14 protein-coding genes are annotated in these 14,355 nt (G+C 69.1%); 7 read left to right on the top strand and 7 right to left on the bottom strand.

All coding sequences use genetic code 11. The features are described 5' to 3' along the window. The 4 genes from VIM54_RS12790 to VIM54_RS12775 form a co-directional block, all read left to right on the top strand. On the top strand, positions 1–291 hold a 291-nt coding region (locus tag VIM54_RS12790; protein WP_331901855.1), incomplete at its 5' end, for a nucleoside hydrolase. After that, a complete protein-coding gene (locus VIM54_RS12785; RefSeq protein ID WP_331901853.1) occupies positions 284–2,785 on the top strand; it encodes a DEAD/DEAH box helicase in 2,502 nt (833 codons plus the stop codon). The genes VIM54_RS12790 and VIM54_RS12785, both read left to right, overlap by 8 nt. Before the next feature lie 66 nt (positions 2,786–2,851). Next, positions 2,852–3,568: an alpha/beta hydrolase gene (locus VIM54_RS12780; protein ID WP_331901851.1), complete on the top strand. Its 717-nt coding sequence runs from the start codon at positions 2,852–2,854 to the stop codon at positions 3,566–3,568. 5 nt (positions 3,569–3,573) lie between these two features. Continuing rightward, positions 3,574–4,971: an MFS transporter gene (locus VIM54_RS12775; RefSeq protein WP_331901850.1), complete on the top strand. Its 1,398-nt coding sequence runs from the start codon at positions 3,574–3,576 to the stop codon at positions 4,969–4,971. Here the strand turns inward: VIM54_RS12775 and VIM54_RS12770 are convergent. From VIM54_RS12770 to VIM54_RS12760, 3 genes are read right to left on the bottom strand one after another with little or no spacing between them, the layout of a single operon-like run. Next, the gene (locus tag VIM54_RS12770; protein WP_331901848.1) at positions 4,928–5,323 is read right to left on the bottom strand and encodes a hypothetical protein; all 396 of its coding nucleotides are present in this window, start codon (positions 5,321–5,323) and stop codon (positions 4,928–4,930) included. The two genes, VIM54_RS12775 and VIM54_RS12770, sit on opposite strands and share 44 nt — an antisense overlap. A 41-nt stretch (positions 5,324–5,364) precedes the next feature. Continuing rightward, positions 5,365–6,195 (bottom strand): UbiA family prenyltransferase, encoded by an 831-nt coding sequence (locus VIM54_RS12765; protein WP_331901847.1) that lies wholly within the window; start codon positions 6,193–6,195, stop codon positions 5,365–5,367. 54 nt (positions 6,196–6,249) lie between these two features. Further along, positions 6,250–7,227: an NAD(P)H-quinone oxidoreductase gene (locus tag VIM54_RS12760; RefSeq protein WP_331901846.1), complete on the bottom strand. Its 978-nt coding sequence runs from the start codon at positions 7,225–7,227 to the stop codon at positions 6,250–6,252. A gap of 41 nt (positions 7,228–7,268) precedes the next feature. Between VIM54_RS12760 and VIM54_RS12755 the strand changes: the two genes are divergently transcribed. Next, entirely contained in the window at positions 7,269–7,751 is a 483-nt protein-coding gene (locus VIM54_RS12755; RefSeq protein WP_331901845.1) for a hypothetical protein, read from the top strand. Positions 7,752–7,761: 10 nt separating this feature from the next. Here VIM54_RS12755 and VIM54_RS12750 read toward each other — a convergent pair whose 3' ends face one another. The 3 genes from VIM54_RS12750 to VIM54_RS12740 all read right to left on the bottom strand — a co-directional run bounded on the left by VIM54_RS12750 (position 7,762) and on the right by VIM54_RS12740 (position 10,119). Beyond that, positions 7,762–8,700 carry an alpha/beta hydrolase gene (locus tag VIM54_RS12750; protein WP_331901844.1) on the bottom strand — a complete coding sequence of 313 codons (939 nt, stop codon included), beginning with the start codon at positions 8,698–8,700 and terminating at the stop codon, positions 7,762–7,764. Beyond that, positions 8,697–9,740 (bottom strand): FUSC family protein, encoded by a 1,044-nt coding sequence (locus VIM54_RS12745; protein ID WP_331901843.1) that lies wholly within the window; start codon positions 9,738–9,740, stop codon positions 8,697–8,699. Before VIM54_RS12745 ends, VIM54_RS12750 begins: the two co-directional genes overlap by 4 nt. 61 nt (positions 9,741–9,801) lie before the next feature. Continuing rightward, positions 9,802–10,119: a hypothetical protein gene (locus VIM54_RS12740; RefSeq protein ID WP_331901841.1), complete on the bottom strand. Its 318-nt coding sequence runs from the start codon at positions 10,117–10,119 to the stop codon at positions 9,802–9,804. Between the two features lie 287 nt (positions 10,120–10,406). Between VIM54_RS12740 and VIM54_RS12735 the strand changes: the two genes are divergently transcribed. Beyond that, positions 10,407–11,150, top strand: coding sequence for a dienelactone hydrolase family protein (locus VIM54_RS12735; protein WP_331901839.1), 744 nt, complete (start codon positions 10,407–10,409; stop codon positions 11,148–11,150). On the opposite strand, the gene VIM54_RS12730 is transcribed toward VIM54_RS12735, so the two are convergent. Further along, positions 11,134–12,951 (bottom strand): glycoside hydrolase family 15 protein, encoded by a 1,818-nt coding sequence (locus VIM54_RS12730; protein ID WP_331901837.1) that lies wholly within the window; start codon positions 12,949–12,951, stop codon positions 11,134–11,136. The two genes, VIM54_RS12735 and VIM54_RS12730, sit on opposite strands and share 17 nt — an antisense overlap. Before the next feature lie 31 nt (positions 12,952–12,982). On the opposite strand from VIM54_RS12730, the gene VIM54_RS12725 reads away from it, so the two are divergent. Next, complete coding sequence (locus tag VIM54_RS12725; RefSeq protein ID WP_331901836.1) at positions 12,983–14,350, top strand: glucose-6-phosphate dehydrogenase; 1,368 nt, start codon at positions 12,983–12,985, stop codon at positions 14,348–14,350. Positions 14,351–14,355 lie beyond the last annotated feature (5 nt).

Below are 14,355 nucleotides of genomic sequence, written 5' to 3'. Positions count from 1 at the left end.
GAACTCATCCTGCCGCTCGCCACCTACTACGCGAGCCGTAACAGCCAGGACCCGGACGGCCAGGCGGTGCACGATGTCTGCGCCGTCGCGCACGTGTCCCGCCCCGATCTTTTCGCCTCGCGCGTGGCGAGGGTCGACGTGGAGACCAGGGGCGAATTCACGAGCGGCATGACCGTCGTCGACTTCGACGCGCCGATCCCGAACGCTCTCGTGCCGGTCACCCTCGATGTCAACGGCTTCTGGGCCTACGTCGAGCACGTCTACGACCTCGTCGCCACCCACCATGGCTGAGACGGCGCTACTCGACAGAATCCCCGAGAGCAATGACCCGGATGCCGTCTACTCGGCGTTCGCGGACTGGGCGCTCGACCGCGGGCTGAGCCTCTATCCGGCGCAGGACGAGGCGCTCATCGAGATCGTCTCCGGCGCCAACCTCATCCTGAGCACCCCCACGGGCACCGGCAAGTCGCTCGTGGCGGTCGGGGCGCACTTCGCGGCCCTCAGTCAGGGCAAACGCACGTTCTACACCGCGCCGATCAAGGCGCTCGTCTCGGAGAAGTTCTTCTCGCTCGTCGAGATCTTCGGCGCCGAGAACGTCGGCATGGTCACCGGGGATTCGAGCGTCAACGCCGACGCGCCGATCATCTGCTGCACCGCCGAGATCCTCGCGAACCTCGCCCTGCGCCACGGGGCGGACGCCCCCGTCGACCAGGTGGTGATGGACGAGTTCCACTTCTACTCCGACCCGGATCGCGGCTGGGCCTGGCAGGTGCCGCTGCTGACCCTGCCGCGGGTGCAGTTCATTCTCATGTCAGCGACGCTCGGCGACGTCGAGTGGCTCGCGAAGGACCTGCGCGAACGAAACGGCCGAGAGACCGCCGTCGTGGTGGGCGTCGACCGGCCGGTGCCTCTGCACTACTCGTACGCCACGACGCCCGTGCACGAGACGGTCGAGGACCTGCTGCAGACGAACCAGGCGCCCATCTACATCGTGCACTTCTCGCAGCTCGCCGCGCTCGAGCGTGCCCAGGCCCTCACGAGCGTGAAGATCGCCACCCGCGAGCAGCGCGACGAGATCGCGGTGGCGATCGGCGACTTCCGGTTTACCACCAACTTCGGTCGCACCCTCAGCCGCCTCATCCGCTCCGGAATCGGTGTGCACCACGCCGGGATGCTGCCCAAGTACCGCCGGCTCGTCGAACAGCTCGCCCAGCAGGGGCTGCTCAAGGTCATCTGCGGCACCGACACGCTCGGGGTGGGCATCAACGTGCCCATCCGCACCGTCCTGCTCACGGCGCTCACCAAGTTCGACGGCACGAAGATGCGGCAGCTGAGCGCGCGCGAGTTCCACCAGATCGCGGGCCGAGCCGGCCGGGCCGGGTTCGACACCGCCGGCACCGTGGTGGTGCAGGCCCCGGACCATGAGACCGAGAACGCCAGGCTGCTCGCCAAGGCGGGAGACGACCCCAAGAAGGTGAAGAGGATCGTGCGCAAGCGAGCGCCGGAGGGCTTCGTGTCATGGGGCGAGCCGAGTTTCGGCCGGCTGGTGGCAGCCGAGCCGGAGACGCTCTCCTCGAGCATGCAGGTGAGTCACGCGATGGTTCTCAACGTGATCGGCCGGGGCGGCGAGCCGTTCGATGAGATGCGCGAGCTGATTGAGAACAACCACGAGCCGAGGGCGCGCCAGCTCGAGCTTGCCCGCCAGGCCCTCGCAATCTACCGCACCCTGCGCACGGCGGAGATCGTGCAGCAGAACGCGAACGGCGTGATCGGCCTCACGGTGGATCTCCAGCCCAACTTCGCCCTGAACCAGCCCCTGTCGCCGTTCGCCCTCGCGGTGTTCGACCTGCTCGAGCCAGAATCGCCGAGCTATGCCCTCGACATGATCTCGGTGCTCGAGGCGACCCTCGACGACCCGCGCCCCGTGCTGTCCGCCCAGCAGTTCATGGCGCGCGGCGAGGCCGTCGCGGCGATGAAGAGCGAGGGCATCGAGTACGACCAGCGCATGGAGCTGCTCGAGGAGATCCGGCATCCGATGCCGCTCGAGGAGCTTCTCGGCCAGGCCTTCGAGCGTTACCGCGCCTCCCAGCCGTGGGTGGGTGACTTCGAGCTGAGTCCCAAGTCGGTGGTGCGCGACCTCTACGAGCGCGCGATGACTTTCAACGACTTCATCGGCTTCTACAAGCTCAACCGTTCGGAGGGGCTCGTGCTGCGCTACCTCTCCGACGCCTACCGAGCCGCACGGCAGACGATTCCGGACGAGGCGAAGACGGAGGAGCTGCTCGACCTGATCGAGTGGCTCGGCGAGCTCGTGCGCCAGGTCGACTCGAGCCTGCTCGACGAGTGGGAGGAGCTCATCAACCCGAGCGCCGCCGTGGGCGTCGAGAGGGCGGCGCTGCCGCCGACCCCGCACAACGTCACGACCAACGTGCGTGCGTTCCGCATCCTCGTGCGTAACGAGCTCTTTCGGCGGGTGCAGCTCGCCGCCCTCGAGAACTACGCGGAGCTGGGGGAGCTGGATGCCGCGGCCGGTTTCGACGCGGACGCCTGGGGCGACGCCATGGACGCCTACTTCGACGCCCACAACGCGCTCGGCACCGGAGCGGACGCGCGCAGTTCGGCCATGCTCATCGTGGAGGAGGGCGCGGAGACCTGGACGGTGCGGCAGATCTTCGACGACCCGGCCGGCGACCACGACTGGGGGATCTCGGCCACGATCGACATCGCCGAATCGAACGCGGCCGGACTCGCCGTGGTGCGCGTGACCGCGGTCGGCATGATCTAGTCTCGCTCGTCCCCACGGCATCGGGGAGGCGTGGTCGGCGCGGTCGAGCGTAGAGTGCGAAGGGACGTGAGGGTTGACGACCATGGGAGACGAGCGGCCATGATCACCGCGCGGGACCTCGGCGCCTTCGTCGCCGACCGGCTGTACCAGGCCCGCACGCAGTTCGGGCACCTGTTCCGGCGCAAGAGCACCGACCGCTATCACGGCGGCGAACTCGCGCCGGTGCTGTTGCTGCCCGGCGTGTACGAGACGTGGCACTTCCTGCGCCCCGTCGCCGACCGCCTGCACGCGCGGGGACACCCCATCCACGTGGTCGCCGACCTCGGCTACAACCGCCTCACGATCGCGGACTCCGCCGCCGTCGCACAGCGCTACCTCGACGAGCACGACCTTCGCACCGTGATCGTCGTCGCCCACAGCAAGGGCGGACTGATCGCCAAACACATGATGACGATCGACGATGTCACCGGCAGAATCGACCGGCTCATCGCTGTGAACAGTCCGTTCGCCGGTTCGCCGCTCGCCCGCTTCGCCCCGAGCGCCACGCTGCGCGCGTTCGCGCCCACCCACAGCACCCTCACGGCGCTCGCCGCCAACGTGGACGTGAATCGGCGAATCGCCTCGATCTTCAGTCGCCGCGATCCCCTCATCCCCGGCGGCAGCCGGCTCGACGGGGCGACGAACATCGAACTGTCGATGGTCGGGCACTTCCGCCCGCTCGGGTCGAGGGAGCTTTTCGACGCCATCGACCGCGTGCTCGACGCGAGACAGAGGCGAGAATAGGAACCATGCAGGAGCACCAGCGACTCGTCCTCGCCATCGCCGTTCTCGCATCCTTCGTCGCCTTCCTCGACGGCTCGGTGATCAACGTCGCATTGCCGGCGATCATGCGGGAGCTGGGTGGCGGCCTGAGCACCCAGCAGTGGGTGGTCGACGCGTACCTCATCACCCTCGGCTCGCTCATCCTCGTGGCGGGGTCGCTCTCCGACCTCTTCGGCCGCATCATCGTGCTGCGCTGGGGTCTCGCCGGCTTCGGCATCGCGTCGCTGCTCTGCGCTATCGCGCCCACGGCGGGGGTGCTCATCGTGGCCAGGGGGCTTCAGGGGGTCGCGGGGGCGCTCCTGGTGCCGAGTTCGCTCGCCATCATCCTGTCCAACTTCCGAGGCCCCGAGCAGGCGAAGGCCATCGGATCGTGGACTGCCTGGACGAGCGGCGCCTTTATCGCAGGCCCCCTGCTCGGCGGAATCTTCGTGGACGTGCTCTCCTGGCGCTACGTGTTCGCCATCAACGTGCTGCCGATCGCCGTGACGCTGTGGCTGCTCTTCGTGCTCAAGCAGAAGGACGAGCGTGAGGCGGGCGTGTCCATCGACTACCTCGGCGCGATCTTGGGCGTGCTCGGGCTCGGACTGCCGGTGTTCGCGCTCATCGAGCATGGCCGATACGGCTGGACGAGTCCGGCCATCTACCTGCCGATGATCTTCGGTGTGCTCGCGCTCGCCGCGTTCTTCTGGCGGGAGAGCGTCGCGAAGCAGCCGATGGTGCCGCTCGGGCTCTTCCGGGTGCGCAACTTCGCCGTCGGCAACGTCGCCACGACGGCGATCTACGGGGCGCTCTCCATCGGCGGATTCCTGCTCGCGGTCTTCCTGCAGCAGGTGGGCGGATACAAGGCAACCGTCGCCGGGCTCTCGATCCTGCCGGTGACGATCATCAGCATCCTGTTCTCGTCGTACATCGGTACGCTCGCCGGGCGCTTCGGCCCGAGGATCTTCATGACCGTCGGTCCCCTCATCGGCGGCCTCGGCTACCTGTACTTCCTACGGATGGGCGCATCGCCGAACTACTGGACGGACGTGCTGCCGGGCGTGATCCTGTTCGGGATCGGGCTCACGATCACGGTCGCCCCGCTGACGAGCGCCATCCTCGGAGCGATCGACCAGCGGCAGGCGGGCATCGGGTCGGCCATCAACAATGCGGTGTCGAGGGTCGCCGGACTCATCGCGATCGCCATGCTCGGCCTGATCATCGGCCCGCAGCTCGACGTCGTCGGCTTCCACCGGGGCATGCTCGTCACCGCGTGCCTGCTGTTCGCCGGCGGAATCGTGTCCGGCCTCGGCATCCGCAACCTGCCGCACGAGACGGAGGCTACGGCAGCAGCATCGCCAGAAGGGCTACCGCAACCGAAATGATCGCCGAGAGGGCGACGATCGCCACCGCCTTGCGCTGATCCTTGCGGCGGTATTGGGCCTCGTGCACCTGCTCGTGCGTGCCGAGTTCGTTCCCGACGTTGAAGAGCCCCGTCGCGCCGAACCGCACGCAGAAGTGGAACGCGGCCTGCAGGAAGCCGATCGCGCCGACGCCCGCCGGGATCACAACGAACAGCCGCCACGGGCCGGGCATGTGCAGCAGCACGAAGGCGACGAGCAGCAGCACCGTGAGGGTGAGGCCGAACCAGCCGGACGAGCGGCGGCGGCGGATCTCCGCCGGGCCGATGTTGCAGACGCCTGGCGTGTAGACGGCGGACTCGCGGACGGTGACCATGCCTCGAACCTACCCGGTGCCGCGGGCGGCGGCGGACGGGGTCAGAGAAGGAGCCGGTCCCCGCTGAAGGCGAGCACGACCACGTTGACGATCGCCGCGGCGATGATCAGCTGGAAAACGAGCCGGGTCGGCGGGCGGCGGAGTGCAACGGCGATTCCCGCCGCGAGCAGCAGGGTCGCCGCGAGGCCGACCCACCGAGGAGCCGTGCTGTTCCCGGCCGGCCCGAGGAAGGCCAGGATGCCGGCCGCGGCGAGCGCGAGAGAGATGACGACGCCGGATGCCCGCCGGCCCAGCCGATGGGGGAGCCCGCTCACGCCGGTGCGCCGATCGTCGTCGAGGTCGGGCAGCACGTTGGCGAAGTGCGCGGCGACCCCGAGCAGGGCCCCGACGCCGATGGCCCATGGCGCGGCGATCGCCGGGTGCTGGCGGGCGAGCGAGACGATGAGCGGGATGGTGCCGAACCCGACGGCGTAGGTGACAACCGAGAATGCGGTGCTCTTGAGCCAGGCGTTGTAGCTCCACCCGCAGGCCAGGAAGACGACGATCGCCGCCGTCGCCGCCGGCCCGAGAGCAAGGCTGACCAGAATCGCGAGGCCGGCGCACGCGAAGGCCGCAGCGCGAACCGTGCCCGTGCTCACCAGCCCGAGCGCCACGGGCTTGTCGGTCCGCCCGACGACGCGGTCCCGCTCGGCGTCGAGCCAGTCGTTGCTGAGACCGATCGAGAACTGGTTGGCGAGAAAGGCGAGGCCGAGCAGCACGAGTCGTGCAGCATCGAGCCCGAGTCCGATACCCAGGACGACCGCAACGAGACTCACCGCGAGGGACGGCCCCGGGTGTGTTGAGCGCGCGAGCGCGGCGAGCTTGCTGGGCATTCCCCCATCGTATGGGCTGCCCGAGCGGGCCGATTCAGGGCCGAGTGCTCCCATTCAGGGGATCAGCAGCAGCTTTCCGATGTGCTCGGATGCCTCCAGCCGCTGGTGCGCGCTGGCGGCCTCGGCGAATGGAATCCGCTGGTCGATCACGGGGACCACCTGCCCGGCGACGACGTACGGCCACACGTTCTCGCGAACACTCGCCATGATCTCGGCCTTCTCCTCGGTCGGTCTGGCTCGAAGGGTGCTGCCGTGGATCGTCAGCCGCTTGCTCATCAGGATTCGCACGTCCACCGTCCCCCGGGCGGCACTCTGGTTTCCGATGATCGCGAGACGCCCGCGCGGCGCCAGCGCGTTGAGGTTGCGGTCGAGGTAGGCGCCGCCGATCGCGTCGAGGATCACGTCCGCGCCCCGCCCGTCCGTGCCCTCGAGAAGTCGCTCGACGAAGTCCTCGGTGCGGTAGTTGATCAGGATCTCGGCGCCGAGCCGTTCGCAGGCCGCGAGCTTCTCGTCCGTGCCCGCCGTGGTCGCGACGAGCGCGCCGTGCGCCCTGGCCAGCTGGATCGCCGTCGTGCCGATCCCGCTCGATCCTCCGTGCACGAGCAACGTCTCGCCCGCCCGCAGCCCGGCGAGCATGAACACGTTCGACCACACCGTCGCCAGGGTCTCGGGGAGCCCGGCGGCATCCACCAGGTCCATCGATTCCGGAACGTCGAGCAGCAGTGCGGCCTCCGCCACGACGAGACTCGCGTATCCGCCGCTCGGCAGCAGCGCGCACACCCGGTCGCCGATCGACCGGCCGGCCACGCCGTGGCCGAGCGCCGCAATCGTGCCGGAGACCTCCATCCCCGGCAGCGGGGAGGTGCCGGGCGGCGACGGGTAGTGGCCGAGCCGCTGGGAGATGTCCGCCCGGTTGACGCCGGCGGCGGCCACCTCGATGAGCACCTGGCCAGGCCCGGGGGCCGGGTCGGGGTGCTCCCCGAGGGTGAGGACCTCTGGGCCGCCGGGCGCCGGGATCGATATTGCTCGCATGCGTCAACGGTACGCCCAGCCAATGCGGCTAAGTTTGGGGTATGCCCAGTGCTCCAGACGAAGCCTCACTAACGCGCCTGCTCCCGGGAACCTGGCGGATCGGGGCCACCAATTTTCCCGTCTGGCTGAGTGGTGACCGGTTGTCTCCCACCTTCACCTACGAGCTCGCGAAGACCGGCCCGCTCGCCCTCCACGACACGGTCGAATGGACGACGCCGGACGGTAAGCCGAGACGCATCGTCGGGGTCGACCGGTGGCGGGGAGACGGCTTCCGCTGGCGAGGCAGAGGCTTGCTTGCTGTCACGTCGAGCCGCTGGTCGGTGACCGGGGTGAGCGAAGATTCGACGATCGTCGTCATCCGATTCTCCAAGACGCTCTTCTCCCCGGCCGGGGTGGATGTCGTGACGAGGGAAGGCACGGACGCGCACACCCTGCGCACCAGGGTCGCCGAGTCGCCGGAGGGCCTGGGGCTCACCCACGAGGAGTTCGCGAGCCTCACCTGGCTCGAGCTGCAGCCGGAGTAGCCCGGCGCGGTCAGGCGTCGAGGTAGCCGAGGGCCGCGAGAACGTCGGCCGGTCGCTCGACGGCGCCGAAGTGGCCGCAATCGGCGACCACCGTGCGAACGCTCGACGGCAGCAGGCGGCCGAGCTCGTCGAGGTCGGACTGGGTGACGAACACGTCCCGGTCGCCCTTCATCGCGCGCACCGGGCACTCGATGGCCGCCCACATCCCCTCGGCGTCGTACCCGCGGGTGACCTCTGCGGCGGAGGCGAACGACCGCGGGCGAACCTCCTGCGCGAGCGCCAGAACCTGAGACCTCGGCACCTTCGTCCAGTGGCGAAACAGCGGGAAGGTCGCCGGGCGCAGCAGCCCGATCGCGTTGAAACCGCGCACCACGGCCGGGCCGGCCGGCCCCATCGCGGCGAGAAACTGCATCACCCGCCAGAGCATGGTGAACCCGGGAAGCTCGGCGAAGTTGCGCACGGGGTGTTCGACGCTGCGGATGGTGGAGAAGGTGGTGCCGGACACGATTCCGACAGAGAGCACGCACTGCGGCCAGATCGAGGCCATGTGCAGCGCGATGAACCCGCCGAGGGAGTGTCCGACGAGGTCCCACTCGGTGTAGCCGAGCTCCTCGGCTATGTCCTTGACGAGGCTGCACACGGCGATCACCGTCTGGTCGGCACGGTCGCTGGAGAGCGACGCGTCGCCCCAGCCCGGGAGGTCGAGAAGAACGACGTCGCCGAGGTCCACTCCGAGCCCGGCGGCGGTCTGCAGGAGAGGAGTCCAGGTGGTCCAGGAGCCCGCGGCGCCGTGCAGGAAGATCGTCGCCCGGGTGGAGGTTCGCCGGGCGACGTGGCGCGCCACGCAGGTGCCGAGCGGGCTCGCGATCGTGGTGCTCACCAGCCCGAGGTCGGCGGCGTCGGTGATCAGCTCGTGCGGGGAGTACCGGTCGACGAGACGGACGGTCATTCTTCGGCTCCAATGATCTCTTCGCGTACCCGTCGAAGGTCCTCGAGTAGGGACCCCACGAGAATCCAGTGCTGCGAATCGGGGCTGGCCACCACGAGCGGGGCAGTGAGCGCGGGGAGTTCGGCGGTGATCGGGGCGGTCAGCGGGGGCAGGGACCGGGGCGGCCGGGCGAGCAGTTCGAGGTCGTGGGCCGCCCGGTCGAGTTCGATTCCGATCGAGGCGGCGACCGGATCGTGCACGAGCTCCGCGTCGTACCGGTCGTGGAGCGCCCTCGCCATGCCGATCACCCGGGTCACCAGGGGGGACAGGATCGCCAGCAGCTCGCGGTCGCGCTCAAGCACCGACCGGTGCCTGCCGCGACGCGGGTTGAGCATGAGGCTCTCCTCCGCGCGGTCGAGCGCGTCGGCCGCCGAGTCCTTGAGCGTCCTCAGCGCTCGGGCATCGGCGAGGGTCGCGGCGAGTTCGGCATCATCCTGGGGCTCTCGCAATGACCGGGCGAGCGCGCGGAGGCATGCCGCCACGTTGGTCACGAGGGACTGCACCGCGTCGTGCGCGGGCATCAGCAGCACCGGCGGCACGATGGCGGCGTTGACGGCGAGGCCGACGACGGCGCCGATCACCGTCTCGATGATCCGGTTCACGGCGTAGCCCGGCGTCTGCACTCCGATGGCGAGGACGAGCATCGCGCTGATCGGGATCTGGTTCGCCGACCCGGGGGAGAGGCGCAGCGCCCACGCCAGCAGCAGCGAGACGACGATGATGCCGAGGACGATCCAGCTGGAGTGCCCGAACAGCGCACCGGCACCGTAGGCGAGAAGCACGCCGAAGACCACGCCGACGCTGCGTTCGATCCCCTTCGCCAGCGACTGGTTCACGCTCGGCTGCACGACGAGCAAGGCCGCGATCGCGGCGAAGATCGGCAGGGGCTGCCCGAGCAGCAGAACGCAGAGGAGCCAGGCGACGATTGCGGCGACCGAGGTCTTCAACACCTGCAGGATGGGGCTGCGAGAGGATGCTCGAAGCGAGACGATCAATCGCATCCCTCCACAGTATCGCTCGGGCGGAGGGTCGGGACTCAGGCTGGGACTTGCCTCGGTCGCGCTATTCGGTGGGGAGCTGGAGTCCCGGGAGTTCATTCGGCGTCGTGGCGGCCGGCGGCGCCGGCGCCGGGTCGTTGGTCGCCGAGGCGGCCGTCGCGCTGCCGAGGGCGACGCTGATCAGGAGCGCGCTCACGAGGATGCCCGCGGCCGACACGCCGCTGGCGAGCAGGTTGACGGGGGTCAACCGCTCGTTCCGGCGAAGGCGTCTGACCGCGATCGCGATGCCGACTAGTGCCGCGGTCGCCATGACGACCGTGAGCGCTAGCGGCACCGTGACAGCAACCGTCGCCGCGGGTACGGCGAAAATCGCATCGATCATGATCGGGCTGTTCCTCTCGGGTAAGGAACGATTCGTGTCGGGTTACACGAACAGTGCCTTCCTGTCCGTCTTTAGGGGGACATCGGGTCGGCAAAATTGAAGGTATCAGCCCCCATTACTGGGGTCAAGCTGGGAACTGCCCCACTTTGGGGGCGTCGATGTGTCAAAGTCTCACCGCGGCAAAAAATTGTCCCAGGGGCAGACTGCACGGGGCGTCGGCCGCGCCCGCGCACCGCGACGCGAGGACCGCCGGGCAGGACGCCTACACTGCTGTCACAGGAGGACACATGCCGCACCCCGCCGAGGCGCAGACCGTTGACATCCCGACCGTCCAGGGGGCGAGCCCCGGGCTCACCGGCATGCTCGCGGTTCCCGAAGGCCCCGGTCCGTGGCCGGGAGTGGTCATGGTGCACGAGGCGTTCGGGGTCAACGACGTGATGCGTCGACAGGCCAGGCGCATGGCAGACGCAGGCTACCTCGCGCTCATGCCGGACCTGTTCACCAACGGCGGCGCGCGCAAGTGCCTCACCGAGACCTTCCGTGCCCTGGCCGCCGGCGAAGGCAAGGCGTTCGCCGACATCGAGTCGGCCCGGCAGTCCCTCATCGCCCGCGACGATTGCACGGGGGCCGTCGGCGTTATCGGGTTCTGCATGGGCGGGGGGTTCGCCCTCGTCGCTGCGACGAAGGGATTCGCCGCGGCATCCGCCAACTACGGTCGGCTGCCCAAGGACATCGACGCCGCGCTCTCCGGCGCGTGCCCGATCGTCGGCAGCTATGGCGGGAATGATAAATCGCTGAGGGGAGCGGCGGCGCGTCTCGATGAGTCACTCGCCAGACTCGGCGTCCCGCACGACGTCAAGGAATACCCGGGGGCGGGCCACGCCTTCCTCAACGACGAGGAGTCCGGGCCGCCGATCATGCGGTTCGTCCTCACGAGGATCATCGGCGCTGGCCCGAATCCGGAGGCGGCGGCCGACGCCTGGCGGCGCATCGACGCGTTCTTCGCCGAACACCTCACCGAGGCTGGTTGATCCGCACGGGACTCCCGACGGCCGCCGCCTCGATGGCCTCGGTTATCGCATCGGCAGCCCGCACGAGGGCGAGGTGCGAGAAGGCCTGCGGGGTGTTTCCCGCGTGGCGCCTCGCCTTCACGTCGTACTCCTCGCTGAGCAGGCCCACATCGTTACACAGGGCCACGAGTCGGTCCATCAGCTCGGTCGCATCGTCGAGGCGGCCGCTGCGGGCGTACTGTTCGACGAGCCAGAACGAACAGGCGAGGAACGGATGCTCGCCGGCCGGGAGGCCGTCGACGCCGCTCTGGGTGAGGTAGCGGAGCACGAGTCCGTCGTGCAGGAGCTCGCGCTCGATCGCCGCGACCGTGCCGAGCATCCGGGGGTCGTCGGCGGCGATGAAGCCGATTTGGGAGAGGAGCAGCAGCGAGGCGTCGACGCTGGTGCCGCCGTAGTACTGCGTGAAGGTGTTGCGCTTCTCGTCGAAGCCCTCCGTCTCGATCTCCTCGCGAATCACGTCGCGGAGCAGCTCCCAGCGTTCGACCGGCCCGTCGAGTCCCGACTCCCGCACCGCGCGCACGGCGCAATCGAAGGCGGCCCAGACCATCGCGCGGGAGTGGGTGAAGTGCTGCTTCGCTCCGCGAATCTCCCAGATGCCGTTGTCCGGTCGGCTCCAGTTGTCCTCGATGAACGACACGAGCGCCCGTTGCAGCGGCCAGGAGAATTTGGTCTCGTTGAGGCCGACCCTTCTCGCCGACTGCAGGGCGAGCATCACCTCGCCGAAGATGTCGCCCTGGTACTGGCGCCACGCGTCGTTGCCGACTCGCACGGGGGACGCCCCGTGGTAGCCGGGAAGGCTCGGCACCTCCCACTCGGTGAGGCGGCGTTCGCCGGAGAGACCGTACATGATTTGGATGTCGCCGGGATCGCCGGCCACCGCGCGGAGGAGCCAGTTGCGCCAGGCGTCCGCCTCCTGCTCGAACCCGTGGCTGAGCAGCACATCGAGGGTGAGCGACGCGTCCCGCAGCCACACGTAGCGGTAGTCCCAGTTGCGGCTGCCGCCGAACTGCTCCGGCAGGCTCGTGGTCACGGCGGCGACGATGCCGCCTGTCTCCTTGTGGGTGAGCGCCCGCAGCACGAGCAGGGAGCGGTGCACGTGGTCGTGGTACCGCGGCGATGCGACGCATTTCGACGCCCATTCCTGCCACCACTTCTCGGTGTCCGCCTGGCGCTGGTCGACATCCAGCGGCACGGGCGCTTCGCGGTGCGCGTGGAACCAGGTGAGGGTCATGTTCACGGTCTCCCCGGCTGACACCGTGAATTCGGCGGCGTGCGAGTAGTCCCTCGGGCTCAGCTTCGGGCCGCGCAGCACCACGGCGTCCGGTCCGGCGACCGCGAGCAGCGCCGGCCCGCCGGCTTCGTGCATCTGCCGCACCCAGGGAATCGCCTCGGCGTATGCAAAGCGGATGCGCACGTCTTCGACCATGCGTACCGATCCCGTGACGCCGCGCACCCGGCGCACGACGTCGGCTCGACGGTCGTCAATCGGCATGAAGTCGGTCACCTCCACCTCGCCGGTCTCTGTCACCCAGCGGGTGATGAGCACGAACGTGTCCTCGAGGTAGTGGCGGCTGGTCTCGAGCACCCGGTCGGCGGGGGCGAGCAGCCAGCGCCCCTGGTCCTCGGAGCCGAGGAGCGCCCCGAAGGTCGATGCCGAGTCGAAGCGGGGGAGGCACAGCCAGTCGATGCTGCCGTCCCGGCCGACCAGGGCCGCGGTGTGGCAGTCGCCGATCAGGGCGTAGTCCTCGATGCGCAGAGCCATTCTGACATCTTCCCAGAGGTAGCCTGTCGGCATGGTAAATGGCATCGGCACCCTGGTGATCCTCGGAGCAGGGGGAGACCTCGCGAAGCGACTTCTCCTGCCGGGGCTCGGGCAACTTCTCGACGCGGACCGGGGACACGACTTCCGGCTCATCGGCGTGGGGTTCGACGAGATGACCGACGACGAGTGGCGCGCCCGCGTTGCCGACTCGTTCGCGGATGGCGGGGCGACCGGCGCGCGGGCCAGGGCCGTCTCCGACGAGACCCGGTACCTGCAGGCCGACGTGACCAACCCTGACGACCTGCGCCGCATCCTCGCGAACGTGACCGGCGTGCCGGCCCTGTACTTCGCCCTGCCCCCGAAGGTCACCATTGCGGCGTGCGCGGCCCTCCGCACCGTGGGCGTGCCGAAGGGGACCGTTCTCGGGCTGGAGAAGCCGTTCGGCACCGACCTCCGCAGCGCGGAGGCTCTCAACCGGAAGCTCGTGAAGCTCGTGCCCGAGAAGCATGTGCACCGGGTTGACCATTTTCTCGGCAAGTCGACGGTGCTCAACCTGCTCGGGCTGCGCTTTGCCAACCGGATCTTCGAACAGGTGTGGAGTTCGGAGCACGTCGAGCGGGTCGACATCCGCTTCGACGAGACCCTCGCCCTCGAGGGCCGGGCCGGCTACTACGACAAGGCTGGGGCGCTCGTGGACATGATCCAGAGCCACCTGCTGCTCGTGATGGCGATCGTGGCGATGGAGCCTCCGTCGAGCCTCGACGCAGAAGACCTTCGCGGGGCGATGACGCAGGTTTTGCGGGCGACCAGGGTGTGGGACGGCGACGCCGCGACCGCGAGCCGACGCGCGCGCTACGGGGCGGGGTCGATCGATGGCCGCAAGATCCCCGCCTACGACAAGGAGCCGGGTGTCGATCCGGACCTCGCGACCGAGACTCTCGCCGAGCTCACCGTGGGCATCGAGAACTGGCGCTGGGCCGGGGTGCCGTTCCACCTGCGGTCAGGCAAGGCGCTCGCCGACAAGCGGCAGGAGGTCGTGATCACCTTCAAGGACGTGCCGCACCGGCCGTACGGATTCACCGGCAACCCGGGTCCGGCGCGCCTGCGGATCGGGCTCAACCCGGACAGCATCGAACTCGACCTCAACATCAACGGTGAGGGCAACCCATTCACCATCGACCGTGTGACCCTCGACGTGAACTTCGCGGCGGGGGAGCTCGGACCTTACGGCGAGGTGCTGCACGGCATCCTCTCCGACGACCCGACGCTCTCGGTGCGGGCGGATGCCGTGGAGGAGTGCTGGCGGATCGTCGCCCCGGTGCTTGCGGCCTGGCACAAGAACGCGGTGCCGCTCGACTCGTATCGGGCCGGCTCCGCCGGGCCGACCGCCTGGCGTTAGGTCGG

The sequence above is a fragment of the Lacisediminihabitans sp. genome, assembly GCF_036569425.1.
Lineage (GTDB): Bacteria > Actinomycetota > Actinomycetes > Actinomycetales > Microbacteriaceae > Lacisediminihabitans.
The sequence above is the reverse complement of the archived record's forward strand: the minus strand, read 5'-3'. Positions and strand labels throughout refer to the sequence as shown.